24 protein-coding genes and 1 tRNA gene are annotated in these 26,392 nt (G+C 61.3%); 13 read left to right on the forward strand and 12 right to left on the reverse strand.

Going from position 1 to position 26,392, the window contains the following annotated elements:
- The first annotated feature begins 151 nt into the window (after positions 1 to 151).
- Positions 152 to 1,642, forward strand: coding sequence for an amidophosphoribosyltransferase (gene purF, locus VW35_RS03215; RefSeq protein WP_046141513.1), 1,491 nt, complete (start codon positions 152 to 154; stop codon positions 1,640 to 1,642).
- The gene (locus tag VW35_RS03220; protein ID WP_046141514.1) at positions 1,642 to 2,376 is read left to right on the forward strand and encodes an SDR family NAD(P)-dependent oxidoreductase; all 735 of its coding nucleotides are present in this window, start codon (positions 1,642 to 1,644) and stop codon (positions 2,374 to 2,376) included. Before purF ends, VW35_RS03220 begins: the two co-directional genes overlap by 1 nt.
- Before the next feature lie 93 nt (positions 2,377 to 2,469).
- Here VW35_RS03220 and VW35_RS03225 read toward each other — a convergent pair whose 3' ends face one another.
- From VW35_RS03225 to VW35_RS03235, 3 genes are all read right to left on the reverse strand, one after another.
- The gene (locus tag VW35_RS03225) at positions 2,470 to 3,747 is read right to left on the reverse strand and encodes a hemolysin family protein (protein WP_046141719.1); all 1,278 of its coding nucleotides are present in this window, start codon (positions 3,745 to 3,747) and stop codon (positions 2,470 to 2,472) included.
- Positions 3,748 to 3,902: 155 nt separating this feature from the next.
- Positions 3,903 to 5,348 carry a ribosome biogenesis GTPase Der gene (gene der, locus VW35_RS03230; RefSeq protein ID WP_046141515.1) on the reverse strand — a complete coding sequence of 482 codons (1,446 nt, stop codon included), beginning with the start codon at positions 5,346 to 5,348 and terminating at the stop codon, positions 3,903 to 3,905.
- Between the two features lie 24 nt (positions 5,349 to 5,372).
- Positions 5,373 to 6,125 (reverse strand): tetratricopeptide repeat protein, encoded by a 753-nt coding sequence (locus VW35_RS03235; RefSeq protein ID WP_052951455.1) that lies wholly within the window; start codon positions 6,123 to 6,125, stop codon positions 5,373 to 5,375.
- 159 nt (positions 6,126 to 6,284) lie between these two features.
- On the opposite strand from VW35_RS03235, the gene VW35_RS03240 reads away from it, so the two are divergent.
- Positions 6,285 to 7,436: an acyltransferase family protein gene (locus VW35_RS03240; protein ID WP_046870562.1), complete on the forward strand. Its 1,152-nt coding sequence runs from the start codon at positions 6,285 to 6,287 to the stop codon at positions 7,434 to 7,436.
- A 108-nt stretch (positions 7,437 to 7,544) separates the two neighbouring features.
- A complete protein-coding gene (locus tag VW35_RS03245; protein ID WP_200896857.1) occupies positions 7,545 to 8,066 on the forward strand; it encodes a hypothetical protein in 522 nt (173 codons plus the stop codon).
- A 3-nt stretch (positions 8,067 to 8,069) separates the two neighbouring features.
- Here the strand turns inward: VW35_RS03245 and guaA are convergent, their stop codons facing one another.
- Positions 8,070 to 9,641: a glutamine-hydrolyzing GMP synthase gene (guaA, locus tag VW35_RS03250; protein WP_046141518.1), complete on the reverse strand. Its 1,572-nt coding sequence runs from the start codon at positions 9,639 to 9,641 to the stop codon at positions 8,070 to 8,072.
- Between the two features lie 127 nt (positions 9,642 to 9,768).
- Between guaA and VW35_RS03255 the strand changes: the two genes are divergently transcribed.
- Positions 9,769 to 10,992: an acyltransferase family protein gene (locus VW35_RS03255; RefSeq protein ID WP_046141721.1), complete on the forward strand. Its 1,224-nt coding sequence runs from the start codon at positions 9,769 to 9,771 to the stop codon at positions 10,990 to 10,992.
- Here VW35_RS03255 and VW35_RS03260 read toward each other — a convergent pair.
- The 3 genes from VW35_RS03260 to VW35_RS03270 all read right to left on the reverse strand — a co-directional run bounded on the left by VW35_RS03260 (position 10,985) and on the right by VW35_RS03270 (position 13,374).
- Positions 10,985 to 11,467: a TspO/MBR family protein gene (locus VW35_RS03260; protein WP_046141519.1), complete on the reverse strand. Its 483-nt coding sequence runs from the start codon at positions 11,465 to 11,467 to the stop codon at positions 10,985 to 10,987. The genes VW35_RS03255 and VW35_RS03260 overlap by 8 nt on opposite strands.
- Before the next feature lie 182 nt (positions 11,468 to 11,649).
- Positions 11,650 to 12,936, reverse strand: coding sequence for an RsmB/NOP family class I SAM-dependent RNA methyltransferase (locus VW35_RS03265; protein WP_046141520.1), 1,287 nt, complete (start codon positions 12,934 to 12,936; stop codon positions 11,650 to 11,652).
- A 3-nt stretch (positions 12,937 to 12,939) separates the two neighbouring features.
- Positions 12,940 to 13,374 (reverse strand): MAPEG family protein, encoded by a 435-nt coding sequence (locus VW35_RS03270; protein ID WP_046141521.1) that lies wholly within the window; start codon positions 13,372 to 13,374, stop codon positions 12,940 to 12,942.
- Between the two features lie 112 nt (positions 13,375 to 13,486).
- Here VW35_RS03270 and VW35_RS03275 point away from each other — a divergent pair, with 112 nt between their 5' ends.
- Positions 13,487 to 13,825: a DUF3140 domain-containing protein gene (locus VW35_RS03275; protein ID WP_046141522.1), complete on the forward strand. Its 339-nt coding sequence runs from the start codon at positions 13,487 to 13,489 to the stop codon at positions 13,823 to 13,825.
- Positions 13,826 to 13,841: 16 nt separating this feature from the next.
- Here VW35_RS03275 and guaB read toward each other — a convergent pair whose 3' ends face one another.
- Positions 13,842 to 15,344, reverse strand: coding sequence for an IMP dehydrogenase (guaB, locus tag VW35_RS03280; protein WP_046141722.1), 1,503 nt, complete (start codon positions 15,342 to 15,344; stop codon positions 13,842 to 13,844).
- 348 nt (positions 15,345 to 15,692) lie between these two features.
- On the opposite strand from guaB, the gene VW35_RS03285 reads away from it, so the two are divergent.
- Both VW35_RS03285 and VW35_RS03290 read left to right on the forward strand, forming a co-directional pair.
- Positions 15,693 to 17,081: an MFS transporter gene (locus tag VW35_RS03285; protein WP_083982368.1), complete on the forward strand. Its 1,389-nt coding sequence runs from the start codon at positions 15,693 to 15,695 to the stop codon at positions 17,079 to 17,081.
- A gap of 27 nt (positions 17,082 to 17,108) precedes the next feature.
- Positions 17,109 to 18,494: an MDR family MFS transporter gene (locus tag VW35_RS03290; RefSeq protein WP_152662456.1), complete on the forward strand. Its 1,386-nt coding sequence runs from the start codon at positions 17,109 to 17,111 to the stop codon at positions 18,492 to 18,494.
- A gap of 14 nt (positions 18,495 to 18,508) precedes the next feature.
- Here the strand turns inward: VW35_RS03290 and VW35_RS03295 are convergent, their stop codons facing one another.
- Positions 18,509 to 19,249 carry an RlmE family RNA methyltransferase gene (locus VW35_RS03295; protein WP_046141524.1) on the reverse strand — a complete coding sequence of 247 codons (741 nt, stop codon included), beginning with the start codon at positions 19,247 to 19,249 and terminating at the stop codon, positions 18,509 to 18,511.
- Positions 19,239 to 20,411, reverse strand: coding sequence for a Ppx/GppA phosphatase family protein (locus VW35_RS03300; protein WP_052951456.1), 1,173 nt, complete (start codon positions 20,409 to 20,411; stop codon positions 19,239 to 19,241). The genes VW35_RS03295 and VW35_RS03300 overlap by 11 nt, the downstream gene beginning before the upstream one ends.
- Positions 20,412 to 20,632: 221 nt before the next feature.
- Between VW35_RS03300 and VW35_RS03305 the strand changes: the two genes are divergently transcribed.
- The 4 genes from VW35_RS03305 (at position 20,633) to VW35_RS03320 (ending at position 22,516) form a co-directional block, all read left to right on the forward strand.
- Positions 20,633 to 20,706: transfer RNA gene (locus VW35_RS03305), tRNA-Gln, on the forward strand.
- Positions 20,707 to 20,851: 145 nt separating this feature from the next.
- Positions 20,852 to 21,394 (forward strand): hypothetical protein, encoded by a 543-nt coding sequence (locus tag VW35_RS03310; RefSeq protein ID WP_046141525.1) that lies wholly within the window; start codon positions 20,852 to 20,854, stop codon positions 21,392 to 21,394.
- A complete protein-coding gene (locus VW35_RS03315) occupies positions 21,391 to 21,954 on the forward strand; it encodes a hypothetical protein (protein WP_046141526.1) in 564 nt (187 codons plus the stop codon). The genes VW35_RS03310 and VW35_RS03315 overlap by 4 nt, the downstream gene beginning before the upstream one ends.
- Positions 21,944 to 22,516, forward strand: a complete 573-nt coding sequence (locus tag VW35_RS03320) for a hypothetical protein (protein ID WP_046141527.1) — start codon at positions 21,944 to 21,946, stop codon at positions 22,514 to 22,516. The genes VW35_RS03315 and VW35_RS03320 overlap by 11 nt, the downstream gene beginning before the upstream one ends.
- Before the next feature lie 10 nt (positions 22,517 to 22,526).
- Here VW35_RS03320 and VW35_RS03325 read toward each other — a convergent pair whose 3' ends face one another.
- Complete coding sequence (locus VW35_RS03325; RefSeq protein WP_152662458.1) at positions 22,527 to 23,759, reverse strand: hypothetical protein; 1,233 nt, start codon at positions 23,757 to 23,759, stop codon at positions 22,527 to 22,529.
- Positions 23,760 to 24,064: 305 nt separating this feature from the next.
- Here VW35_RS03325 and VW35_RS03330 point away from each other — a divergent pair, with 305 nt between their 5' ends.
- Complete coding sequence (locus VW35_RS03330; protein WP_244465812.1) at positions 24,065 to 25,435, forward strand: MFS transporter; 1,371 nt, start codon at positions 24,065 to 24,067, stop codon at positions 25,433 to 25,435.
- A 59-nt stretch (positions 25,436 to 25,494) separates the two neighbouring features.
- Here VW35_RS03330 and VW35_RS03335 read toward each other — a convergent pair whose 3' ends face one another.
- A complete protein-coding gene (locus tag VW35_RS03335) occupies positions 25,495 to 26,391 on the reverse strand; it encodes a polysaccharide deacetylase family protein (protein WP_052951457.1) in 897 nt (298 codons plus the stop codon).
- Position 26,392 lies beyond the last annotated feature (1 nt).

A 26,392-nucleotide genomic window follows, 5' to 3' on the forward strand; every position in this document is an offset into this window, starting at 1 on the left:
GCGGGCGCCCTCGCCCGCCTCAGGTCTCGCCCCCAAAACTGTCATTGGTGGCGAGCCAGCAAATGCGCTATTGGCGTGAACCAAGTGACCGGCTTTGCCGGCATCGCCCGCGGCCGGCGGGCGGTGAGCCTAAAGTTCATGGAGAAGTTCGGTGACCCACCCGAGCGACGACGATTTCGATCTTGAAGGCGACACGCTGCATGAAGAGTGCGGCGTGTTTGGCATTTTGGGGCACACGGATGCTTCGACGCTGACGGCGCTAGGGCTGCACGCCCTACAGCATCGCGGACAGGAAGCGGCGGGCATCGTCAGCTTCGACGGACGCCAGTTCTATCAGGAAAAGCGCATGGGCCTTGTGGGTGACCACTATACGGACCCTGCCCTTCTCGCCAAGCTTCCGGGCACCATGGCGATCGGCCATACGCGCTATTCGACGACTGGCGAAGTGGCCCTGCGCAACGTGCAGCCCTTGTTTGCCGAACTGGAGGCCGGCGGCATCGCCATTGCGCATAATGGCAATTTCACCAATGGCCTGACGCTGCGCCGGCAGATCATCGCGACGGGTGCGATCTGCCAATCGACCTCGGACACCGAGGTGGTGCTGCATCTGATCGCCCGCTCGCGCCATTCTTCGACAACCGATCGCTTCATCGATGCGATCCGGCAGATGGAGGGCGGCTATGCCATGCTGGCGCTGACGCGCACCAAGCTGATCGCCGCGCGGGACCCGGTGGGGATCCGGCCCCTCGTGATGGGCGAGCTCGACGGCAAGCCCATCTTCTGCTCGGAAACCTGCGCGCTCGACATTATCGGGGCCAAGTACATCCGCGACGTCGAGAACGGCGAAGTCATCATCTGCGAAATCCAGCCCGATGGATCGATCACCATTGAAGAGCGCAAGCCGGCCCGCAATGTGCCGGAGCGGCCGTGCATTTTCGAATATGTCTATTTCGCGCGTCCGGATTCGGTGGTTTCCGGCCGCAGCGTCTATACCGCCCGCAAGAGGGCGGGCATGAACCTGGCCAAGGAAGCACCTGTCGAGGCGGACGTGGTCGTGCCGGTGCCGGATGGGGGGACGCCTGCCGCGATCGGCTTTGCGCAGCAGAGCGGCATTCCATTCGAGCTCGGGATCATCCGCAATCACTATGTCGGCCGCACCTTCATCGAGCCGACCCAGCAGATCCGGGCCTTCGGCGTGCGGCTCAAGCACTCGGCCAATCGCGCCGAGATTGCCGGAAAGCGGGTAGTCCTGATCGACGACTCGATCGTGCGCGGGACCACCTCGGTCAAGATCGTGCAGATGATCCGCGATGCCGGGGCGACGGAAGTGCATATACGCGTCGCGAGCCCGATGATCTTTCATTCGGACTATTATGGGATCGACACGCCCGATCCGGACAAGCTCCTTGCCAACCAATATGCCGATATCGAGGCCATGTGCCGCTATATCGGCGCGGATTCGCTCGCCTTTCTCACCATCGACGGGCTTTACGAAGCCGTCGGCGGGGAGAAGCGCGATGCCGAAGCGCCGCAATTCACCGATCACTATTTTACCGGTGACTATCCCACACGCCTGACCGATCTCAATGGTCACGCTACCAATGACCCCAAGCAGGTTTCGCTCCTCAAGGAAGCGGGTTAATGACTGACAATACTGAACTCACCGGCAAGGTCGTGCTGGTCACCGGCGCTTCGCGCGGCATCGGCTATGCTGCGGCGCTCGAAGCGGCACGCCGCGGCGCCCATGTCGTTGCCGTGGCGCGAACGGTGGGTGCGCTCGAAGAGCTGGACGATGCGATCCAGGATTTTGGCGGATCATCGACACTCGTCCCGTTCGACCTGCGCGATGGCGATGCCATCGACCGTCTGGGCGCGGCGATTTTCGAGCGTTGGGGGCATCTCGATGGTCTCGTTGCCAATGCCGGCATGCTGGGAACGCTGAGCCCGGTGCCGCATCTCAAGCCCGATGAGTTCGAAAAAGTCTTTGCGATCAACGTGACGGCCAATTTCCGCTTGCTGCGCTCGCTCGACCTGCTTCTGCGCCAGGCTTCAGCGGGGCGTGCGGTGTTCGTGTCGTCAAGCTCCGCCCGATCGGCCCGTCCGTTCTGGGGGCTTTATGCTGCGAGCAAAGCGGCGCTCGACGCCATGGTGAAGGCCTATGCCGGAGAAATGAGCATCACCAACGTCAAGACCAACGTCTTTTACCCCGGCGCCGTGCGCACGGCGATGCGCGCCAAGGCTATGCCCGGCGAAGATCCGGAAACGCTGCCGGCGCCGTCCGTGGTTGCGCCCAAGCTCGTTGATATGCTGAGCCCCACCCTGATGGAAAACGGGCGCCTTTACGACGTGACGACGGGCGCGTTCGAGGACATATAGGCGTCGTCTTTACAGGCAAAGCCTGTTGCTGGGGACGGCAAATGGTTTTGACGCTCTCACGAAAAAGGCCCCGGATCGCTCCGGGGCCTTTTCTTATGCGCCTTCGCTAGGTTGCAGCGGCGAAATCAGGACTTTGTCGATGCGGCGGCCGTCGAGGTCGACGACTTCGAAATGCCAGCCTTCGCGCTCAAAACTCTCCCCGGTTGCCGGCAAGCGATTAAGCGCCGCGAGGATATAGCCTGCGACTGTTTCGTAGCGCGCGTCCTTGGGGACGTTGATCTTGAAGCGTTCGGAGAAATCGTCGACCGGCATCCAGCCGGCAACGAGCCACGAGCCATCCTGGCGCTGGACGATGGCCGGATCGTCACCCGGTTCTTCGTTATAGACACCGGTAATCACCTCGAGCACGTCGCCAAAGGTGACGATGCCTTCGAAATGGCCATACTCATCGACAACCAGCACCATCTTGGCGCTCGATTGGCGAATGGACTCCACGACGTCGAGTGCGTCGGAGTGTTCCATGACGACCGTGAGCGGCTTGACGAGCTTGCGCAAATCCGGCTGCTGACCGGTGGCGAGTGCCGGCAGGAGATCAGACAGTGCAAGGACGCCGAGGATGGAATCGGCATCACCGTCTTGCACCAGCACCTGTGAGTGGGAGGTGCCCAGAATGATCTTGAGATTGTCCTCAAAACTATCTTCGACGTCGATGGTGACGACATCGAGACGCGGGGTCATGAGGCCGCGGGCCGAGCGATCGGCGAGGCGCATGACGCCCGAAATCATCGAGTGTTCTTCGGTTTCGAGCACGCCAGCGGAGGTCGCTTCGGCGATGATGGTGCGGACTTCCTCCTCGGTCACCTGCTCTTCGTTCTGGCCATGCTGGCCGAGCAGGCGCAACACCGCCTTGCCCGAAATATCGAGCACCCAGACAATGGGCGTGCCGACAAGGGCCAGGATGGTCATGGGCTGCGCGACGCGCGAAGCCACCTGTTCGGGGCTGCGGAGCGCGATCTGCTTTGGAACAAGCTCGCCCAGGATCAGGGAGCCATAGGTGATCAGCACGACGACGACGCCCACGCCGCCAATATCGGCGATGTTGTCGGTGACGCCAATCGACTTGAGCCATTCGGTCAAGCGCAGGCCCAGGGTTGCACCCGAAAAAGCGCCGGACAGGATGCCGACGAGGGTGATGCCGATCTGTACGGAGGAAAGGAACTTGCCCGGATCTTCGGCCAGCTTCATTGCTCTGGCTGCGCCGACGTTACCCTGATCGGCCAGGACCTTAAGACGCGCGGGGCGGGCGGAAACGACGGCCAATTCAGACATGGCCAAGGCGCCGTTCACAAAAAACAGAACGACGACGATGATGATTTCTGTAAGCAACAAAGTGCAATGTTGACACGCCGCAACCAATGGCGGGGTGCTACGACGCGCGCACTATAAGGCAGACGCGCGCCATGTGAATAGGCCAATGGACGAATTGCTGGGGAGGAATTTTTGCTCGCCCCTCCCCTCGAGCCATCTCAATCCTTGTTGGCGTAAGGATTTTTTCCGCCGCGCAACCAAAGCCGGATAGGCGTGGCAGGCATATCGAAGGCTTCGCGAAGGCCATTTATCAGATAGCGCTGATAGGACATCGGCACGACATCTGGCCGGGATGCAAAGACGATGAAGCTCGGCGGGCGCGTCTTGGCCTGCGTCATGTAGCGCATCTTGAGGCGGCGGCCGGAAACGGCCGGAGGCGGATGACTCTCGGTCATCGCGGCGAGCCAGCGATTGAGCTTGGCGGTTGAAACGTGGGCGTTCCAGGTGCGCTCGACCGAGAAGATGGCGTCCATCAGCTTGTCGATATTGCGACCTGTGAGGCCGGAAAGCGTGACAAGCGGAATACCGCGCAATTGCGGCAGGAGGCGCTCGCATTCTTCGCGCAACTCGGCGAGGGCCTTGTTCTTGTCCTCGATCAGGTCCCACTTGTTAAGGGCGATGACCATGGCGCGGCCTTCGCGCTCGACGAGATCGGCCAGCGCTAGATCCTGCTTTTCGAAGGGAATGGTGGCGTCGAGCAGCAGCACGACCACTTCGGCATACTGGATGGAGCGCAGGCTATCGCCGACGGCAAGCTTTTCGAGTTTTTCCGTGACACGGGAGCGCCGACGGATGCCAGCGGTGTCGACGAGATTGATCGTGCGACCCTCCCATTCCCACGGCACGAGAATGGAGTCGCGGGTGATACCGGCCTCGGGGCCGACGAGCACCCGATCCTCACCGACCATGCGATTGACGAGCGTCGACTTGCCGGCATTGGGGCGGCCGACGATGGCGACGTTGAGATAGCGGCGCGGATTCCAGCGCAGCGTCGCTTCCTCGCCCTCGCCTTCGAGCATATCGGGCGTGATATCGACATCGACTTCCGGAAGGTGGTCGAGATCGTCGAGCATGCCGGCAGCTTCCTCAGCGGCCTTCTTTTCGGCGGCCTTATCGATGGCTGCCGAGACGATCGAGTAGAGCTCGGAAAGGCCAAGCCCGTGTTCGGCCGAGAGCGCGATGGGTTCGCCGAAGCCAAGCTTGAAGGCCTCGACAAGCCCATGTTCGGCGGACTTGCTTTCCGCCTTGTTGCCAACGAGGTGAACGTCCTTGCCCGCCTTTCGGAGGACCTGGGCAAAACGCTGATCGAGCGGCACGACGCCGGCGCGGGCGTCGATCATGAAGAGGATGACGTCGGCTTCCCGGATGGCCAGCTCGGTCTGCTGGCGCATGCGGTCTTCGAGCGAGCCGTCCTTGACGTCTTCATAGCCGGCCGTGTCGAGGACGCGGAACGTCAGATCGGCAATGTGCCCTTCGGCCTCGCGGCGATCGCGGGTGACGCCTGGCGTGTCATCGACGAGCGCGATCTTGCGCCCAACGAGACGATTGAAGAGGGTCGACTTGCCGACATTGGGGCGACCGACAATGGCTACAGTGACCGTCATGGCCGCTCCCTTTTGTCTTCGTTGTTATTGGGCCGGAGCCGCTGGCGCCGCTTCGTCACCATCGACAATCGCGTCGATCGCATCGGCGGCACCTGCGGCATCGGTCGGGGTGGTATCGGTGACAAGACCAGCCGAGGTCATCTGCGCGATATAATAGGCCACGCGATTGCGAATACCCTGCTGGGCCAGCGGATCGTTGAGGACGGCTTCAAAGCTCGCCTTGGCGGCTTCCGCATCACCAGCCTTGAACTGGGCGAGACCGATAAGCTCGCGGGCCACGCGGCGCATGGGATTGTCATCGGTTGCAATCGAGCCGACGCGGGTTTCGACATCGGCGAGCGAGCCCGTATCGACGAGGAGGCTGCCGGCCTGGAGCAGCGCCAGCTCGCGCAGGCGAACATTGGACTGCGCATTGGCGATGGCATCGTAGGCGGCAATGGCGCCTGCCTTGTCGCCGGACTTGGCGAGAACAGAGGCCTTGGCAAATTCAGCGAGCACCGGATAGCCGCCCGTGCCGTTGGCAGCGAGCGTATCGAGCTCGGCCTGGGCCGCAGCAAGATCATCCTTATTTGCGCTATCAAGCGCGGCGTAGAGCTCTTCGGAGGATTGGGCGGACTGGGAATTGGTGTACCAGGACCAGCCTTCGTTGAAGGCGACGAGGGCGACGATAGCCACCGCCGCGCCGATAACGAAGGGCGCGATGCGACGCCACAAAGACCGCATACGGTCCGAGCGGAGCTCTTCGTCGACTTCGCGGAAAATATTGTCCTCGGCCATGGCGTCTCTTGATCCTAGCAATTCCGGCGCACGTTTATCACGCTGCCCCCGGAATGCAAATTGCGCACGCTGCTAGCGGGGTTATTAACCGTGGTCATGGCATTAATGTCTGCGGATCGCGGGCCGCGCTATGGTCTGCCTGCGGCAGAGCCAAGAGCCATGAGCGCCAATCGCGACCAGACCATCGATATGTTTCGCGGGATCGCCATCCTGCTCGTCGTGCTGTTCCATTTCACGGCGCGGCTTCCGGCCTATGCGCTGAACATCACCGAAGGGGCGCCCTGGCCGATCTTCTTCGGTTGGGTCGGGGTCTACTTCTTTTTCATTATCTCGGGCTATTGCATCTTCATGACGCTCGAGCGCTCGGCGACAGTCGGCGTCTTCCTCGCGCGCCGGATTTCGCGGATCTACCCTGCATTCGTCGCGGCCGTGCTGATCCTTTTCATCTTCGGCCTCATCGCTCATGTGCCATCGGTGCCGGAGGCTAAATTTCATGTCATTCCGCCTGGGCCGGTCGATGTGCTGATGAACCTGTTTTTCGTCGGCGAGATCGGGGAGTGGGTGGATGGCTCTTTCTGGTCGATCGCGGTCGAGGTGAAGTTTTATGTGCTCGTCGCCATTCTTGCCGGCGTGCTGCACGACGGGCGTCGTTTCGCGGTGGTATTCGGCCGGCTGGCGATGATCATGGCGCCAATCTGGGCGGTTTCTACCTTCTTTTCCTATTTGGGCAGCGGTCCGGTGACGCCGCAATCAATGCTCAAGTTCCTGTTAATCGCGCCTTACCTCAGCTTCTTCGCTGTCGGGATACTCGGCCGGCAGGTGGAACTGGGCGCGCCGCTCAGGGGACTGCTTTACGCCAATGTCGCGATGTCAGTAGCAGTGGTGTGGATCGAGGCCTTTGCATTCGAACTTCATGATGGCTGGATCATCGCGAGCTGTTGTGCCCTCGCCTATTTTGCGCTGGTCGTGCTGTTCCTGCGCTATGTCGACGGCAGGCGTCTTCGCCTTCCACGCGCCATGTCGGGCGGGCTTGCTTATGTCGGGCTTCTGAGTTTCTCGTGGTATCTGATCCACGAAAATGTCGGGATCAGCTTGCTTTATACGTTTGATCGCTACATGCCGGCCCAGATTGCCCTGCTTCTGGTCGTGATCACCACGTTTTCGATGGCGATCGTCTTCGCGTTTCTGTTCGAATGGCGGTTCAGGAAGCCGGTCGAAAATCTGGCGCTGATTGTGTTCGACTGGTTGGGACAGCGGATCAAGCCACTTTCCGGACTGCGATCGGCCCCGATGACGCAGCCGGCCGAATAGAATTTTCGGCGCGGCCTCATCGCGGCATTAACCCTGACTTGAAGAAAGCCATTGCCGACCAACTGATCGCCACCACCTAATCCGTGGGCATCTGGTGGGAGGCGCAGATTGGCAGCAGGCGATACGGCGACGACGCGACCCTATCCGGGTGAGATGAGTAGCGTCACCGATCTCATTGCGCTGGCCGACGAATATTTCCGTGCCGCTCAAGCGGAGAGCACCGGTTGCAAGCCGGGGCGCCCGCTCTCCACCGCGCCCTTCCGGCTTCTCTGCATTCACGCGATCGAGCTTTATCTCAACGCATTCCTGCGGCACGCAGGCGAGCCTGCGCCAGCCGTCCGGGGTCTGCAACACAACCTTGCGGCTCGTCTGCAGCTGACAGATCGATATGGTCTGGTGCTCAGGGTAAAGACGCGGCGGCACATCGAGGCTGTATCTGAAAACCGCGAATATCTCGTCAGCCGCTACGCGCCGGAAGCTCTGCAGCTTTCAGAGATCAATCGGCTCAAGTCGACCTTGACCGAAGTGCGCGTCAAGGTGGTCAAGATGCTCGCCCGGCCTGTCGTCATCAAACCCAATGATGCTGCGTTAACGGCAAGCAAAAAGGCCAAAGCCGAAGCTTTGGCCTGAACATCATTCCCACTCGATCGTGCCGGGCGGCTTGCTGGTCACGTCATAAACGACGCGGTTGATGCCACGGACTTCGTTGATGATGCGGGTGGCGGTCTTTCCGAGGAAGTTCATGTCGAACTGGTAAAAATCGGCGGTCATGCCATCGACCGAGGTCACGGCGCGGAGGGCGCAGACGAATTCGTAGGTGCGGCCATCGCCCATGACGCCGACGGTCTGGACCGGGAGCAGAACGGCGAAAGCCTGCCAGATCTTGTCGTATTGGCCGGACTTGCGGATCTCATCGAGATAAATGGCGTCGGCCTGGCGGAGAATGTCGAGCTTTTCCGGCGTGATGCCCCCTGGGCAGCGGATGGCAAGACCCGGGCCCGGGAAGGGGTGGCGGCCGATGAAGCTGTCCGGGATGCCGAGTTCGCGCCCAAGAACGCGGACTTCGTCCTTGAAGAGCTCACGCAGGGGCTCAACCAGCTGCATGTTCATGCGCTCGGGAAGACCGCCGACATTGTGGTGGCTCTTGATGGTGACCGAGGGGCCGCCGGTGAACGAAACACTCTCGATGACGTCGGGATAGAGCGTGCCCTGGGCCAAGAACTGCGCGCCGCCGAGCTTCTTGGCTTCGGCTTCGAACACCTCGATGAAGAGGCGACCGATGATCTTGCGCTTGGTCTCGGGGTCCGACTGGCCATCGAGTTCTTCGAGGAAGACCTTTGACGCATCGACATGGACCAGCGGGATATTGAACTGGTCGCGGAACATGGTGACGACCTGTTCGCTCTCATTCAACCGCATGAGGCCATGATCGACATAGATGCAGGTGAGCTGGTCGCCGACGGCTTCGTGGATGAGGACAGCCGCAACCGAGGAATCGACGCCGCCGGAGAGACCACAGATGACCTTGCCGCTGCCGACCTGGGCGCGGATCTTTTCGATCATCTTCTGGCGGTAGGCAGACATGGTCCAGGTCGACTGGATGCCGCAAATCTTGTGGACGAAGTTGGCGTAGAGCTTGGCGCCATCGGGCGTGTGCACGACTTCGGGGTGGAACTGCACGGCCCAGATGCGGCGCGCTTCGTTCGCAATCATGGCGAAGGGCGCGTTGGGCGAAGTGCCGACGACTTCAAAGCCTTCGGGGATTTGCGTGACGCGATCGCCGTGGCTCATCCAGACCTGATGGTCAGTGCCGAGATCCCAGACGCCGGCATAGAGTTCGCTCGGCTTTTCGACGGTAACCTGGGCGCGGCCGAATTCACGGTGATGCCCGGCTTCGACCTTGCCGCCGAGCGCCATGCAAAGCGCCTGCTGACCATAGCAGATGCCGAGGATCGGCACGTTGGCGTCGAGGATGGCCGGATTGATGGTCGGGGCGTTCTCATCCAGCGTCGAGGCGGGGCCGCCAGAAAGCACGATGCCCTTGGGGTTCAGCGCTGCGACAGCAGCTGCGGCTGACTGGAAGGGGTGGATTTCGCAGTAGACGCCAGTCTCGCGGATGCGACGGGCGATGAGCTGGGTTACCTGAGAGCCGAAGTCGACGATCAGGATGGAATCTTGAGCGGAAGCGGGATCTGGGAGCTGCATGGCGAGGCTTTAACCGCAGCGCATGGTTTTCGCAAGCGCTGCCACTGCAAGGCCGGAATGTTGCATCACAAAGGCACGATCTGGCATTTGGCGCGTTGGGACGAGGAATCGGGTGGACAAGCAGAACATGAACCAAGACAACCGCCTTCTCGGCGCTGACTTCCTGCGGGCAACGGCATGCATGGGGGTGCTTTTGCACCACTTGGCTTTCCGTATGGATATGAACGCGGTGCCGGAAGCGATGCAGCCCGTATTGCGGTTTCTAGTCTATGGCAGTTTTGGTGTTTCGGTCTTCTTTGTCCTCAGCGGATTTTTGCTGGCGCGGCCATTTTGGCTAGCGCTTGATGCGGGCAAGGCGATGCCGTCCATGCGCACCTATGCGCTGCGGCGTTTGGCGCGGATCGTGCCGGGGTTTTGGCTGGCGCTGATCGTCAGCCTTTCTCTCGATCTGATGTTGGGCGGCAAGGTGCTGGATGGCGAGCGGATCATCCGGTTCGTCGCGGGGCTGCTTCTGGTCAGCGACTGGCACTGGATGACGCTGTTTCCTGTCGACAATAATGGGCCGCTTTGGTCCATCGGTTTCGAAATCACCTCTTATCTCCTGCTGCCGATCGGCATGGCAGCGCTGTTTGCCGCCAAAGCCAGGCATTGGCCGGCGCGGGCGCTTTGGGTTGTGGTGATCGGGCTGGTGCTGGTCGTGCACTGGATGACGGTGCAGTGGGCGCCGATCGACGATGTCGAGCGCGGCTGGGATCATGGGTTGGTAGGCGGGGCGAAGGCGTGGATGCCTCGCTTCAATCCCGTCGGCTTCTTCGCCATTTTTGCGATCGGCGGGTTGGCGGCGGGCATTCAGGTGCTAGTGCAGCGCCATCGCTTTATCGGCATGGATATAATCGGCGGCCTCGCGGTACTGACGACAGCAGTGATCCTCGCGGTCAATATCGGTGGGCTTTCGGAAGGCTTCGGCTGGCTGGACATTCCCTATGCCTTCCCCATCATGCCTGTGGCCGTGGGCGTCGCGCTGATTGCCCTGCCCTCTTCGCTCTATCTCGGCAGCATTCTGGATAATCCGCCGGCGAGGTTTATCGCCAGAATCTCTTTCGGGATCTATGTGTGGCACTTCCTGATCATGTGGTTGATCGAGAAGGTTATTCCGGGTTCATTTAGGACGTCAGGAGAGACTGGCTGGGCTACTTGGCTTGAGACGAGTGGGCTGGTAATCGCCGTGACATTGGTGGTCGCGACGCTGAGTTTTTATCTCCTAGAGCAGCCAGTGGTGCGCTGGGCGCGGAAGCTAGAGTATCCGGGCCGGCGCGACGAGGCGCCAGCCGGGATCAAGACGGTCAGTTGAGAAGACCGATCGAGAGATTGAGCACGCTCGCAAAGCTGACCCAGGCGAGATAGGGCACGAAGAGCGATGCCGCCAAGCGATCGCGCTTCCAGGTCACGAGAATGAAGCCGACAATGGTGAGCCAGAGAAGAACGATAATGGCGAAGGCGGGCCAGATCAGCTGCGCAACGAACCAGACCGGCGACCAGGCCCAGTTGAGCGCCATCTGGGCGTACCAGAGCTTCATCGGCGTGCCGGTCGGGTTGTCCATGAACATTCGCCAGCCGGAAATAGCGATCAGCACATAGAGGGTGAACCACACCGGCCCAAAAATCCAATTGGGCGGATTGAAGGGCGGTTTGGTGAGGGATTCGTACCAGGTCCCGGGGATCGACTGGGTGCCGATCAGCGCGCCGACGCCGATGACGACGAGGAGAAAGGCGCCGAGAACAATCCAGGACCGTGGCGTCTGGTGATGAGTGGTGGTGGCGGACATCTGTGGGGCCCCTTAGGCTGCATTTGTTACTTAACGCAGAAAAGAAACGCCCGGTTCACAGGGAGTAGAACTCTCACCTTATCGTCATCGCAGGGTTTATCCCGACGATCCATCTCGCTGGAATACCGTTTGGACCGCCGGGACAAGCCCGGTGGTGAAGATCGGGTTGGGCTGCGGGCGGTCTAGGCCTTGCGCAGCATGTGGCAATAAAATCCATCCGTGCCCGTGCGGTGCGGGGTGAGCAAGACGCCACCGCCGGGGGTCATTAGTCCGGGCGGAATGTCGGTAATGAAGGCGCTGCGCCAAGCGGCGGCGATGTCAACCGACTTGAGTTCGGGGTGGGCGGAGAGGAGCACCGCGACCTGATCGTCATTCTCTTCCGGCAGGATCGAGCAGGTGATGTAGACGAGTGTGCCGCCGGGCTTGAGATACCGCGCAGCTTCCTCAAGGATCGCAGCTTGATCAGACTGACGCTGGGCGAGAAGTTCGGGCGTCAGCTTCCATTTGGTGTCGGGGCGTCGGCGCCACGTGCCGGTGCCGGTGCAAGGGGCGTCAACGACGACGCGGTCGATCTTGCCGACGAGATCATCGAGCGCGCCGGGCTCAGGCGCGCGAACCTGGGCATTGTGCACGCCATTGCGCTTGAGGCGATCGTAAATGGGCGCGAGGCGATTACGGTCGCTGTCATAGGCGAAAATCTGGCCCTTGTTGCCCATGGCCGAGGCTAGTGCGAGGGTCTTACCCCCTGCCCCGGCGCAAAGATCGAGCACCTGATCGCCGGGCTGGGCACCGGCAAGGGCCGACACCATCTGGCTGCCCTGATCCTGCACCTCGAACCAGCCTTTTTGATAGCCCTCGTCGGTCGTGACATTGGGCGTACGCGCATCGCCAGGGCCGGCCGGCATGGTGAGGCCGAGAAGGGCATATCGGGTTGGCTGCGGAGAGAAGCGAGCAAGCGACTTCGCGACCTTTTCCGGCGTCGCCTTGAGGGCGTTGATGCGCAGATCAAGCGATGGACGACCGGCCATGGCCTGGCCTTCGGCGGCCAGGTCGGAACCGAAGGCACGCTTGAGCGATGAGGCGAGCCATTCGGGGAAATCGGCTTGGACGATGTCAGGCGCGGCTTCGACCTCGGCATGGGCGCCGGCTTGTTCGAGCGGGGTCAGCGGCGCTGGGGCATGAGTGTCCTCGGCGAACATAGCGGCAAGGGTTTCGGGCGTTTCGCCCCAGTGACGGAGGACAGCGGCAAGCACCAGCGCGCGCGGCTCGTGGCTGCCCATGGCGAAGGCATAGGAGGCGCGGCGGCGCAAAGCGTCATAAACGAGATTGCCGATGGCGGCACGATCGCCAGCGCCGGCAAAGCGATTGTTGAGGCCCCAAGCCTTCAGCGCCTCTGAGACCGGACGCTTGCGGGTTTCCACATCGGAAAGGACGTCGATGGCGGCGGCAATACGGCCGGGAAGGCGCATGGGTCAGATACTCGGGGCGAGAAGAATTTTGCCCACGAGCCATAGCCAGAAGAGCACCAGCACCGCAAGACCAGCAGAATAGGCCATGAAGCGATGGAGCACATGATTGCTGGTGATGTGAATGGCGGCGTGGAGATAACGGAGGGCGACGAATACCCAAGCGAAGAGTACCTCTACCCAGCCGATAACACCGACTTGCAGGGCCAGAAGAGCGGCGACCAAGAAGAGAACCGGGAGCTGAAACTGGTTGTCGAAATTATTGGAAAGAAGCCGCGCACGGAGGGGATAGGCCGAGCGTTCGACGGCAATGTCGGCCATAGGGATTTCGCCGCTCATCACGCGTGGCACACGCTCACGGCCCATCATGACGAGGATGGCTACGGCAAGGAGAACCTGCGCAGCCATGGCGAGAACGAGGAGTTTTTCGGTGAGGGGCATGGCAGGGTCCGGTCGGTTGCGCTGTGGCAGTAACGGGGCGGGCCACAAAAAGGTTTGGTGGGAACGCAGGTGGGGGTGAGCATCGTTGCCTTGGCAAACGAGGAGCAAGGCCATGGCCCAGGACGATCACGACGATATCTACAAAGAGTTTTCGGAAGCGGTGAACATGACGCCGGCCAAGCTTGAGAAGTGGCTGGACACCGAAGAAAGCAAGGAAGTCGGCTGGCCCAAGGACGGCGGCAAGGAATCCGTGGGGCACCATTCGGGGCGGCGGATCGTCGAGATCAAGCACAAGAAAAAGGCCGACCTGACCGATGCGGACTTCGCGCATATGAAAAAGGTCGTCGGCTATGTGAAGCGCCACCTCGCCCAGAAGCCCAAGGGCGACATCAAGGATGCGCCATGGCGCTATTCGCTGATGAACTGGGGGCATGACCCGCTGGCCGACTGACCAGCGGGCCGAAAGGTCAGCGACCGCTGCGATAATTCGGGGCTTCGCGGGTGATGGTCACGTCGTGCACGTGGCTTTCGCTCAGCGCGGCGCCCGAGATTCTGACGAAGGTGGCGTTCTCGCGGAAATCCTTGAGCGTGTGTGCGCCGGTATAGCCCATCGAGGCGCGGAGGCCGCCGGCAAGCTGATGAAGCACAGCGCCGACGGGACCCTTATAGGGCACCTGGCCTTCGATGCCTTCGGGCACAAGCTTCATCTGATCGCGCACATCCTGCTGGAAATAGCGATCGGCGGAACCAGCACCCATGGCGCCGACAGAGCCCATACCACGATAGGATTTGTAGGAGCGGCCCTGGTAGAGGAACACTTCGCCCGGCGCTTCATCGGTGCCCGCGAGGAGCGAGCCGACCATGACGCAGGAGGCGCCGCCAGCCAAGGCCTTCGCCATATCGCCCGAGAACTTGATGCCGCCATCGGCGATCACCGGAATGCCCTGCTTGTGGCCCTCTTCAGCGCAGCCCATGACTGCGGCGAGCTGAGGCACGCCAACGCCGGCGACAACGCGTGTGGTGCAGATCGAGCCGGGGCCGATACCGACCTTGACGGCATCCGCGCCCGCATCGATCAGCGCCTTTGTCGCTTCGGCAGTGGCGACATTGCCGGCGACGATGCGGGTGGAATTGCTCTCGCGCTTGACACGTTCGACAGCTTCGGCGACGCGGACCGAGTGACCGTGGGCCGTATCGATGACAAGGAGATCGACGCCGGCATCGATGAGCGCGAGGGAGCGTTCGAAGCCATTGTCACCCACGGTCGAGGCGGCGGCGACCCGGAGGCGACCCTGCTCGTCCTTGACGGCATTGGGGTGAAGCTGGGCTTTTTCGATATCCTTGACGGTAATGAGACCGATGCAGCGATAATCTTCGTCGACGACCAGCAGCTTTTCGATGCGGTGACGGTGAAGCAGGACTTTGGCTTCTTCCTTCGACACGCCCTCGCGAACCGTTATGAGGTTCTGGTGGGTCATCAGCTCGGAGATCGGCTGGGCCGGATTAGAGGCGAAGCGTACGTCGCGGTTGGTGAGAATGCCGACGAGCTTACCGATGGCGCGACCACCAGAGCCGCCATTCTCGACAACGGGAATGCCGGAAATACGGCTCTTCTGCATCAGGGCCAGCGCATCGGCGAGGGTGGCATTGGGGCCTATAGTGATCGGATTGACCACCATGCCGCTTTCAAAGCTCTTGACCATGCGGACCTGCTCGGCCTGTTCGGTCGCGCTCAGGTTCTTGTGGATGACGCCAAGGCCGCCAGCTTGGGCCATGGCAATAGCCATGTTGGCCTCAGTGACCGTATCCATGGCCGAGGAGATGATCGGCAGGTTGAGCGCTATATCCTTGGTGACATAGGTCGAAATATCGGTTTCGGTCGGCTGGATATCGGAGCGCGCGGGCTGGAGCAGCACGTCGTCGAAAGTCAGCGCATAATCGCCGGTGATGGTGGTAACAATCTTCGCCAAGGCCAGACCCTTCCTGCCTTCTGAACTCATTCAGAGATAATGGAATATGAACCGGCGAAGAGATGTCGCGGGTTCAGGTTGGCGAGGGTCAATAGCATCGGGCCTCTCCTTTGCATAGAGGTGCGAGAGGCAGGAGCAATGCGTTTGGGCACCTAGCTCTAAGACCAGGCAGGTGCTATCAGAAAAAGGTTTGGGGCCAAGACAACGTTCGTCCGCTCCGTCAAACCTCTTGCAGCGAGGGAAATTCTTCCCGGCGCTGCCCAATATTCACTGGCGCAGCCCGTCGCATCGGCTCATAGTCTTTTCGTCGCACTCGCGGCCATTCTCCGATTCATCCGGATTAGTCTCTTGATCCGCGTTACACCGCTCATTCTGGCGGTCGCTCTGTTCATGGAACAGATGGACTCGACCGTTATCGCCACGTCCCTGCCCGCTATCGCTACCGATATCGGCAGCGATCCGATTGCGCTCAAGCTGGCGCTGACCGCCTATTTTGTGGCGCTGGCGATTTTCATCCCCTTGAGCGGATGGATGGCCGACAGGTTCGGCGCCAAGAACATTTTCCGGCTGGCCATCTTCGTTTTCATGCTCGGCTCGCTCGCCTGTTCCTTTGCCTTCTCGCTCGAAAGCTTCGTGCTTTCGCGGTTCTTCCAGGGCATGGGCTCGTCGATGATGACCCCGGTCGGGCGCTTGCTGCTGGTGCGCTCGACGCCGCGCAGCGAACTTGTCTCCGCCATGGCCTGGCTGACCTTGCCGGGCTTGATCGCGCCGCTGACGGGACCGCTGATCGGCGGATTCTTAACCACCTACCTCTCCTGGCACTGGATTTTCTGGATCAATATCCCGATCGGCATCGCCGGAATCATCCTGTCAGGCATTTTCCTGCAGGTGCCGGATGAGCGAACGCCTCGGCCGGTCGACCTCGTTGGGTTCGTTATTGCCTCGATCGCCTTTTCCGGCATGGTCTTCGGGCTTTCGGTGATCAGCCTGCCGGCTCTGCCCATTATCTATGGTTATCTCACCATTGCCGTGGGGGTGACAGCAGGCGTACTCTATATCCTCCACGCCAAGCGCACCAAATATCCGCTGCTCGACCCGGCCCTGTTCCGGCATCGGCTTTATCGATCCTCGATCACCGGCGGGTCCTTATACCGGATCGGCGTCGGCGCGATGCCTTTCCTCCTGCCGCTGATGCTGCAGATCGGCTTTGGCCTCACGCCATTCGAATCCGGCGCCATCACCTTCGTTTCGGCCATCGGCGCCATCATGAGCAAGTTCGTGGCAGAGCGCGTGTTTGCGCGCTTCGGCTTTCCGCGCGTCCTCGCCTTTTCGGCCGTGGTCGGGGGTTTGCTGATCGCTACGCAGGGCTTGTTCACGACAGAGACGCCGACTGTCATCATAATGTCCGTCTTGCTATGCGGCGGCGTCTTGCGGTCGGTGTTTTTCACGGGCTCCAACGCTCTCGGCTATGCCGACGTGCCCGACGCTGAGACGAGCCAAGCCACGGCGATCGTCGCCGTTTGCCAGCAGCTTTCGGTTGCTTTCGGCGTGGCCGTGGCCGGCGGCATTCTCGAATTGACCGGCCGCTTTACCGGCGGACATCTCACCGTGCTCAATTTCCAGATCGCGTTCTTTACCGTCGGTGTGCTCAGCGCCCTTGCCGGCCTCGTCTATCTCACCCTGCCCAAGAATGCCGGCGCCGATGTTTCGGGTCACCGCCGCTATATCAAGGAGTAGCGCTGGCCGAGCCGCGCATGACGTCCATTGAACCGAACGACACCGCTTATTCTCGCCACGGCCCTGTTCATGGAAAACATGGACTCGACCGTCATCGCCACCTCGCTTGCCGCGATCGCGACCGATATCGGCACCGAGCCGATCTCGCTTAAACTGGCGCTGACGGCCTATCTCGTGGCGCTCGCGATCTTCATTCCGATTTCAAGCTGGATGGCTGACCGCTTCGGTGCGCGCCGCGTGTTCCGCGTTGCCATGCTGGTCTTCATGATCGGCTCGATCTGCTGCGCCTTTTCGGGCTCGCTGGCCCAGTTCGTCGGCGCACGCTTTATCCAGGGCATGGGCGGGGCGATGATGGGACCGGTGGCGCGGCTCGTGCTGGTACGCGCGACGCCGCGGCATCAACTGGTCGACGCCATGGCTTGGCTGACCATTCCGGCGCTGATCGGACCGATCGTGGGGCCGCCATTCGGTGGGTTCTTGACCACCTATTTTTCCTGGCACTGGATTTTCATCATCAATGTGCCGATCGGCATCCTGGGCATCATTCTCGTTGGTTATGCCCTGCCCAACGAGCACCGGAATAAGCCACGACGGATCGATGGGACAGGCTTTGTGCTGGCAGGTCTTGCCTTCGCGCTTTTTGCCTTCGGCTGCTCGGTGGTCAGTCTGCCAGCCCTGCCCCCTGTTTATGGCGTGATCGCAGCCGTGGCAGGCATGGTGCTGGGGGTATTTTACACCCGGCATGCGCTGAGGGCGGAATATCCGCTGCTCGACCTGCGCATCCTCAAGGTCCGGACCTTTCGCGTGGCGATCGTTGCAGGCACATTCTTCCGCCTTGGGCAGGGTGCCACACCGTTTCTTTTTCCTCTAATGTTGCAGCTCACCTTCGGGCTCTCGCCCTTCCAGAGCGGCATGGTGACCTTTGTCGGCGCGATCGGCGCGCTGATCGCCAAGTTCGCCGCCAACTGGATGTTCGCCCATTGGGGTTTCAAATACCCGCTCGTCTGGTCGACGGCGATTTCAGCTGCCGGCATCTATGCCATGGGGCTTTACACGCCCGAGACGCCAATTCCGCTCATCCTTGCCGTCCTCATCTTCGTCGGCTTCTGGCAATCGACCTTCTGGACAGGCTCGAACGCCTTTACCTTTGCCGATATCGAGGACAAGGACGCGGGCCAGGCCAATGTGATCAGCCAGGTCTGGGGCCAGTTGATGTTTGCCATGGGCGTGGCACTGGGCGGCGGGACGCTGGAGCTGGTGCATAGGCTGCGTGGCGGCGACGCACTCGCGCTCAGCGATTTCCACATCGCCTTTTACGTGGTCGGCACAGTCGGATTGCTGGCGACCGCGCTGTTCATGACGCTTCCGAGGAACGCCGGGCACTTGCTCCTAAGCAAGCCGCACGCGCACTAAAGGACAGCGACGACTTAAGCGTCGCTGTCGTCTTCTGCCGCACGCGCCGGCTCCGCGCCCTTAAAACCCTTGGCCACCAGATAGGCTTCTGCCGATTCGCTGCGGCTCGAGGGCGGCTTGACGTGCATGGTGGTTCTGAAGTGGCGCTTGAGCATGTGCAGCAACTCATGCTCGGTCCCGCCCTGGAACACCTTGGCCACGAAGGCGCCACCGGGATTGAGCACCTGGATGGCAAAATCGGCGGCGATCTCGATGAGATGGACGATACGCAGGTGATCGGTCGGACGATGGCCGGTTGTGGGCCAGGCCATGTCGCTCATGACGACATCGGCCTTGTGGCCGCCGAGCGCTTTGAAAAGCATGTCGGGCGCGTCGTCTTCGGTAAAATCCTTTTGCAACAGGATCACGCCGGGAATTGGGTCCATTTCGAGATAGTCGATGCCAACTATCAGCGGATGCTCAGCTGTCGAGCCCACCGCCTTAGCCGCAACCTGCGACCAACCGCCGGGCGCCGCGCCAAGATCGACGACGCGCATGCCCTTTTTGAAAAGCTTCTGCTTTTCGTCAATTTCCTTGATCTTGAAGGCAGCGCGCGAGCGATAGCCTTCGGACCGGGCGCGGGCAACATAGGGGTCGTTAAGCTGGCGCTGCAGCCATTTGGTCGACGAGGTCGTCCGCCCCTTGGCCGTCTTGAGCCGGATCTTGAGGTCGCGGTCGGATTTGCGTCCGCCTGTACCGAGGGCCTTATCCACCATGTGCGCTTCTCCGCTTGGGGCGGCTCGGCCGCTTGTGAACCTTATCTGCATCCATCAGTGAAATCAGGATGCCTTCGCGAAGGCCGCGATCGGCAACGCGCACGCGCTCCGTTGGCCATTCGCGCCGAATGGCTTCGAAAATGGCGCAGCCGGGCAGCACGAGATCGGCACGATCCCGGCCGATGCAGGGATGGGTAACGCGGCGATCGAAGGGCATGGCGAGAAGAACGCGCATGATGTCGTCGACCTCCCCGCTCTTGAGCCAGAGCCCGTCGACCTTTTGGCGCTCGTAACGCTCGAGCCCGAGATGAAGACCGGCAAGCGTCGTGACCGTGCCGGAGGTGCCGATTAGGTGGACAGGGTGCGTCCCAATCATCTGGCGCAGCTTTTCGCGGCCACGGAACTGCTTGAGGTGCTCGGAAACGAAAGCCACCATGGCCTCAAAGACTTCGGGCGTCACATCGACGCCGCCAAAGCGCTCGGCAATGGAGACGACGCCTACCGGCAGCGACTGCCAGGAGCGGATTGAGGCGGACATGCGCCCCTGCGAGCGAGGCCGGCCACCGCGAAAATCGAGCCAGGCCAATTCCGAGGATCCGCCACCGATATCGAACATCAGCGCGCCTTGCGCGGTTTCCTCGATCAGATCGGCGCAGCCGGTGACGGCGAGTTCAGCCTCGGTGCGGCGGTCAACGATTTCGAGTTCAAGCCCGAGTTCTTCTTTGACGCGCGCAAGGAAATCTGGCCCATTTTCCGCAGCGCGGCAGGCTTCGGTGGCAATCAGGCGCATGCGCGTCGGCTGGTGGTCGCGCAACTTGTTGCGGCACTGTTTCAACGCCTCCATGGTGCGTTCCATGGCCGCGTCGCCGAGCCGGCCCGTGACAGAGACGCCCTCGCCCAGGCGCACGATGCGCGTAAAACCGTCGAGCACGCGAAACCCATGATCGTGCGGGCGGGCAATCAGCAGACGGCAGTTATTGGTCCCGAGATCGAGCGCTGCATAAAGCGGCCCCCGTGCGCGCCTCGGCGCATGCGACGTCCGCGGCTCCGCCCCATGTGGCGCAGCCGAGCCCCTGTCCTTCCGATCGAGGCCGGAAGGCGTGCGGAGCGCCGTGCCGGTCCGGGCGACCGACAGGGCAGCGGACCGATTCGGATCGGTCACTTGGATCTCCTGACGCTGCGCGGTCGCCGACCGGCCTAGCCGGCCGCGCCCAAGGCGCAGCTTTTGTGTTGCATTGTTGAAAAAGACGGTACTTCAACAACAAGCGCAGCGCAATGGACACATTCATTGGGCAAACTTGCGCCCTACCCGCTTGCAATCCGCCCTCGCATTGTCTAATGGAGACCCCGCGCCGCCAAAACGGCCCAGCCAGCAGGCTCTGCTGGGGAATAGTTCAATGGTAGAACAGCGGACTCTGACTCCGTCGATCTTGGTTCGAATCCAGGTTCCCCAGCCATACTCTCAGCACAGTTTTGGTTTTGTCCATTGAGCCTCCGCAAGTCGGCAGGTGGGGGCTGCGTTGCATTGCATGTGGTGGTGGAAAGGGTCTGAGGTTGGGGCAGCCTGATCGGGGAGAGACGCGAAAGGGTTGGCGCGCGAGGTTGGTAGCGGTTGTCGGGGCGGTTTCGGCAGCGCTTATTTCGCTCGGCTATTCGGCTTATCAGCAGCAGGTTCCGACAAAGGTTCCGCAGGTCGAGGCAGGTGCACCGGTCGAGACGGGGCGGTGGAGGGTTTCGGTTCTCAGGGGCAGTGCAGGATCGGTTCTGCCGTCCGGCTTGAACGTTTCGCCGGGCAAGAAGGCACTTACGCTCGAAATGACGCTTGAGAATGTTTCGTCGGAAAGCTCGAATCTTTACGGCGACTTGATCGTCCTGGCCGACGTTCCAGACGCGCCGCGGCCGACCTACTATCTCTTGCGCGATAACGAGATCCTGTGGGATCTGCAGCCGAGAATGCCTGAAGCCGTTGCGGCGGTTTGGGAGCTTCCCGCGGAGATGGATGTACCGAAGGACTTGCGGATCATTGTCGAGGGCGTTCGCTTCAAACCGCGCGATAATCTTTATGCAGCGCCGGGCTGGTTCCCCGCAGGCCAGGTCGCAGAAATCAATCTGCCTGTCGAAGTCCAAATCGGCGGCGTTCCGTGAAAACACGCTTCGTGACGATTGCTGGCGTCATCGTAGCTGCGCTGACCTTGAGTTTCCTGCAAACGACGACGCCGCCTTATGCGATGATCACCGGGCCCCTCAAGACCTCGGGGCAGCAGGGTGAGGCCGTGACCAGCACCACGTTTTCCGTTCAGGTCGGCGACGTCGCGAGGGCGCGGACAATCGGCTACAACCGGTTTGGGGAGGCCGTCGCGCTAGAGAGTTCTGGGGTCTGGGTTGTCGTTTCGGCGGAGTTGCGCGGTTTTAAGGAGACCATGCCCGTTCATGGAGCCACGATCGTTGGCGCCTCCGGGCGACGCTACCGGCAATCGGACCGGGCGAGCGGGGCGCCGGATGTGCTCTCTACGAAAGTGCTGCAGCCGGGGCTCCCGACCACGGGGATCTTCATCTTCGAGATGCCTGAAGATGAGACTGGCACGATGACACTGGTCGTTTCAGAGCAGTACGAACCGCAGCTGCAGGACGAGATATCGCTCACGCTCGAGCCGCAGGATGAGGCTGTTCGCGAGCGGTTGGACATCGGTCCAGATGGCATTTGAGCGAGAACGCAGGATCCGGTGGCTCGCTATCATCAGCTTGCCGGTACTGATCGCTGCGGCCGTGGGCATCAACGCATGGCGCAATATCGGGGATTATCGGCACGGGATCGAAATCGATGTGGCGCAAGGAGCCTCCGAGCTTGATTATGGCGGGGCTGCGTGGCGGCTTGAGCAGGCGCGCCTGATCGGGGATGGTCGTGACACCGACGTCCAACTGCCGGGAGAAATGCGGCTGATCATCGTTCGGCTGGCAGCGACGGCAATTGACGATATCGGCGAAGGCTGGGGCGAATGCAGCGTCAGTTTGACCGATGAAGCCGGACGGCGCTGGCTGCCGCTCGATGTCGTGCTGTCCGACGATTTGAGCCGCGATCTCGACCCGGTGGCAGAGCCGCTCGATGGCTGCGGAATCAGTTCGCTTGACCCGCCCGCGAGACACCAGTCGACGGTGATCGAAGAAAAATTCGTCGTCCCGGCTACGGCAGCCTCCGAGCTTTTGGTGCATCTGAGTTTCGGCGCATTGCGCCCGGCGGCTATCGCTTTTCCCTTGGGCCTTAGCTGAGGGGACGGCGCTATTCAGCACGCGCCTTCCATTGCCGTCCATGTGCGAAACCCACTTCGAGCGTTGCCGCCAAAAGACAGATCTTGAGCGGGGTGATGAGGAACCCCTCGCCCGGATCGCTCGGCGTGCCAATGAACGGCGAGATCACCTGGGCAATGATCTGCCAGAGCGGCAGATCATGCGGGCCGATAAGCTGGGTCAAGCCGTACCAGGCCCAGGCAGAGAGCCAATCGAGCAGGCGGTAAAGCATGATGGCCGAGAGGATGAGGGCCAAGCCGGATTTGAGGGTCAATCCGATGCCTTCGGCAAGTGCCTGATATCGCTTCACGGTGCCGGCGCCAAAGCGGGCGATGAAATCGCGCACCGATTTGGGGAGTGCTTTCCAGCGTGAAACGAGACGGGAGAAGCGCCCCTCCGCGGGCAAGGGGCTGGCATTGATATCGTAGCCATAAACGAGCGCAGCGATAGTCAGCCAGACCACCGGGTAAAGCCCATAGAAAAAAAGGCTTGTCAGCCGTGGGCCGATCGGAGGCTGGGCGAATTCGGGCGGCGGGGGAACGAACGGTTGCGCCGTTGCTTCCCGGACAGGCGAGAGGGCGCCGAAGACAGCACCGATCGCGTCGGTCGCATGGCCCAGCCAGGCGAGGATATCGCCCTGCCATTGCGACAGCGCGAAAATACCGATGAAGGCCCAGTTTGCTTCGCAAACAACGGTCAGCACCGGCCAGATCCAAGCGCGCGATCGCTTATGCATGCGTTTTGAAAAGGCGCGCACGACCCAGGCGATGGCAATGGGCACGGTGAGCCACAAGCCGCCCGTTACGTCGAGCAGACTGCCTTCTTCGCCTGAAAGAAAGAGACTGAGCGCGAGCTTGGAATAATCGCGCAGGGTATCGCTTAGAAATCCCCAAGCCGCATAAAAGGCGAAGAAGGGCACAAGCGTCAGGGTCAAAGCGCCGACGAAACCGGCAGTTTCGTCCCTCAAGGACGACCCGCCTTCGCGATGACTGGTGCTGAGGCGCGAGGCGCGATCGAGAGCTGGCAAGGCGGGGCGCACGGTTTCGAACAGGGCGACGATGACGATAAGCTTGAGGAGGACAACGATCGCAAGGACAGAAAGGCCAGCGAGCGAGTTCCAGCGCCCGACCAAGGCGGCAAATTCGTTGAGCACTAGATTGCCGATAAAACCGAGCAGCCAAATTGCCGCCAATTGCGGCCAGTAGCGCCAGACAAGCGTGGCCATGAGCTGCATCTGATGACCGACCAGTCGCAAGCCGCTTTTGGGCCCTGCTTGGATTTCAGAATTGGGCATTGGCGTCTGATATCATCGCGGCGAGAAGCAACCAACAATTCGATCGCATATATTCAGACAACCTCCATAGGCCATGCGCTGGCGTAACATGTTCATGGCGCTTTTCTATTTCGCCCGCGCCGCTAAGGTAAGCCGACTCCGAGTGGCATTTGCATGCCTTTTGCGTGGTGACGATGACAGAATTTTCTCCAAAGCAACGGCGCCGGATCCTGTTTGCGGCAATCGCGGCGTCGTCCATGGGATTTATCGACGGGTCCGTGACTTCGATCGTCGCGCCGGCAATCCGCGCTTCGCTCGATACTGGGCTGGCAGAGGTCCAGTGGGTATCGAACGCCTATCTGCTCACTTTGTCCTCGCTTCTTCTTCTCGGCGGGGCGGCGGGCGATCGATTTGGGCTGCGCAAGGTTTTTGCGCTTGGCATCCTGGTTTTCGTCGTCGCTTCGCTGGCCTGCGCGTTTGCTGGATCCGCCGAATGGTTGATCGCGGCTCGGGCGATACAGGGGATCGGCGCGGCCTTCATGGTTCCGGGCAGCCTGGCGATCATCGCAGTGGCCTATCCCAAGGATCAACGCGGAGGCGCGATCGGCACCTGGGCGGCGGCTTCATCGCTCACGACATTGATGGGGCCGGTCTTCGGCGGCTTGCTGTTGACCTGGTTTGGCAATGACAGCTGGCGCTGGGTCTTTGCCTTGAACCTGCCGCTTGGGGCGCTCGCTCTGGGCCTATTGCTAGGGCTTCCAGCAGACAGTGTCGGACAAGGACGAAAGCTGGACATCGTCGGCGCCGCTCTGGCGACAATCGCGCTGTTGTTTGTCTCCTGGGCCTTTATGGGGGCGGACATCTCGTCCGCTTGGATTTTTATCGGCTTCGGCGTCGTCGCCATAGCCGCCTTTATCGCCTGGGAAGCGCGTACATCCGAGCCGATGCTGCCGCTCAAACTTTTCGCCGATTTCGGATTTACAGGCGCGCAGGTCGTCACCTTTCTCATCTATTTCGGCATTTCAGCCGTGATGTTCTATCTCTCGATGGTGATGATCGTTGGGTGGCTCGTGTCGCCGGCCGAAGTCGCCATCGCGATATTGCCCTTCGGCGTAGCGCTCACCTTACTGTCGACGCCGGCGGGTCACCTGACCGACCGGCTTGGCCCGGGACCAGTCATCGCCATGGGCGGCGCCATCGTCGCGCTGGCATTCGTGTTGCTCGGCGCGACGGCGGGCTGGCACGCGGTCTGGTTTGCCGTTTTTCCGCTCATGGCGCTGTTCGGGATCGGCATGAGTGCCGTAGCGGGACCAATCTCAACCGCGGTAATGGGTACGATCTCCGAGAAGGAGACGGGTACCGCGTCGGCAATCAACAACGCCGTGTCGCGGGTCGCAGGGCTCCTGGCCATTGCCTCGATGGGCAGTTTTGCGGTCTGGGTTTTCTCCGCTGGCGCGCCAGAGGGGACGGTCTTTGGGGTGCCCCTGGATCTCAGCGTTTCGACTGGTAGTGCCGCAGCCTATATCGAGGCGACCGACGCCGCCTTTGCCGCGATCTGCTATTTCGCCGGAGTTCTTTCAGCCTGTGCGGCTATTTTGAGCTGGTTCAGTCTTCCACGCCGGCGCTGATCTGCGCACCCTGTTGAGCGGCGCTTGGCCGAGACAGAGTACGCTGAGTTGTGGTGGGCCTATTCCGCAACCTTTTGCGCGCGATAGGCGTCGAGGATCTCCGAAGCCGTTGCAAACCACACCTTGCCGGAGTTCCTGGCGGTCTCCAGGACTTGCCGAATATACTTCGCCCGCAATGGCTGGCCGGAAACATGCGCCTGCAACCCGAGCGTCATGACGCGCCCGGACGCGCTGCCTTCGGCGATCAGCGTTTCCAGATGATCGTGGAGGGCATCGGCGAATTCCCACGGCGTGTGGCTCTGGGACTGGACGACGGCGGCGTCCGAAGTCTCGGCGCTGTAGGGGATTGCCGTGAGGTCGCAAGCCGGCGTGTTGAAGCCATAAGGCTGGTCATCATTGCCCCAATCGAGGGTGTAGTCGTAGCCAAGTTCGGCAAGCAATAGCGCCGTTTGCGACGACTCAGCATTCGCCGGTCCGAGCCAGCCGCGAGGCGGCTTACCGGTCGCCTCTTCGATGGCGGAGCGAGAGGTTACGAGGTAGGCCCGCTCATCTACTTCCGACATTGAACCGGAGATGGGCTGGGTGACTTTCGCGCCATGCGCAACAAACTCCCAGCCAAGCCGCCTGGCTTCCTCAACGATGCGCGGCGCGCGAAAGAGCAGCGCGTCACTGATAGGCAGGCTCGCCGGAATGCCGAGCCTCTCGAGAATACGCATCAGGCGAAAAATGCCGACGCGGGCTCCATAGTCGCGATGCGTGAAGCCGACAAGATTAAGCGGATTGGTGGCGAGGTCGCCGTAATCGACATTGATCACGACCGCCATGGCCACGGCAGCGCCGTTGGGCCAGGTGAGCTTGGCGCGCTTCGGCAGGGCCGAAAAGGCATGAAGCCCATGATCCATGCGCGTTTCAGGGTCGATGACACGGTGATTGTAGTTGGCTGCCAGGTCGGTCATG

It is taken from the genome of Devosia soli (genome assembly GCF_000970455.1).
In the GTDB taxonomy this organism is placed as follows: Bacteria; Pseudomonadota; Alphaproteobacteria; order Rhizobiales; family Devosiaceae; genus Devosia; species Devosia soli.

Coding starts and splice junctions, on each gene's coding strand:
- VW35_RS03320 (WP_046141527.1), top strand. CDS start 21,944: ATGGCATTTGAGCGAGAACGCAGGATCCGGTGGCTCGCTATCATCAGC.
- VW35_RS03325 (WP_152662458.1), bottom strand. CDS start 23,759: ATGGCCACGCTTGTCTGGCGCTACTGGCCGCAATTGGCGGCAATTTGG.
- VW35_RS03335 (WP_052951457.1), bottom strand. CDS start 26,391: ATGACCGACCTGGCAGCCAACTACAATCACCGTGTCATCGACCCTGAA.
- VW35_RS03235 (WP_052951455.1), bottom strand. CDS start 6,125: ATGGCCGAGGACAATATTTTCCGCGAAGTCGACGAAGAGCTCCGCTCG.
- VW35_RS03295 (WP_046141524.1), bottom strand. CDS start 19,249: ATGGTGGATAAGGCCCTCGGTACAGGCGGACGCAAATCCGACCGCGAC.
- VW35_RS03265 (WP_046141520.1), bottom strand. CDS start 12,936: ATGCGCCTTCCCGGCCGTATTGCCGCCGCCATCGACGTCCTTTCCGAT.
- der (WP_046141515.1), bottom strand. CDS start 5,348: ATGACGGTCACTGTAGCCATTGTCGGTCGCCCCAATGTCGGCAAGTCG.
- VW35_RS03330 (WP_244465812.1), top strand. CDS start 24,065: ATGGGATTTATCGACGGGTCCGTGACTTCGATCGTCGCGCCGGCAATC.
- VW35_RS03240 (WP_046870562.1), top strand. CDS start 6,285: ATGAGCGCCAATCGCGACCAGACCATCGATATGTTTCGCGGGATCGCC.
- VW35_RS03255 (WP_046141721.1), top strand. CDS start 9,769: ATGAACCAAGACAACCGCCTTCTCGGCGCTGACTTCCTGCGGGCAACG.
- VW35_RS03260 (WP_046141519.1), bottom strand. CDS start 11,467: ATGTCCGCCACCACCACTCATCACCAGACGCCACGGTCCTGGATTGTT.
- VW35_RS03275 (WP_046141522.1), top strand. CDS start 13,487: ATGGCCCAGGACGATCACGACGATATCTACAAAGAGTTTTCGGAAGCG.
- VW35_RS03270 (WP_046141521.1), bottom strand. CDS start 13,374: ATGCCCCTCACCGAAAAACTCCTCGTTCTCGCCATGGCTGCGCAGGTT.
- VW35_RS03220 (WP_046141514.1), top strand. CDS start 1,642: ATGACTGACAATACTGAACTCACCGGCAAGGTCGTGCTGGTCACCGGC.
- guaA (WP_046141518.1), bottom strand. CDS start 9,641: ATGCAGCTCCCAGATCCCGCTTCCGCTCAAGATTCCATCCTGATCGTC.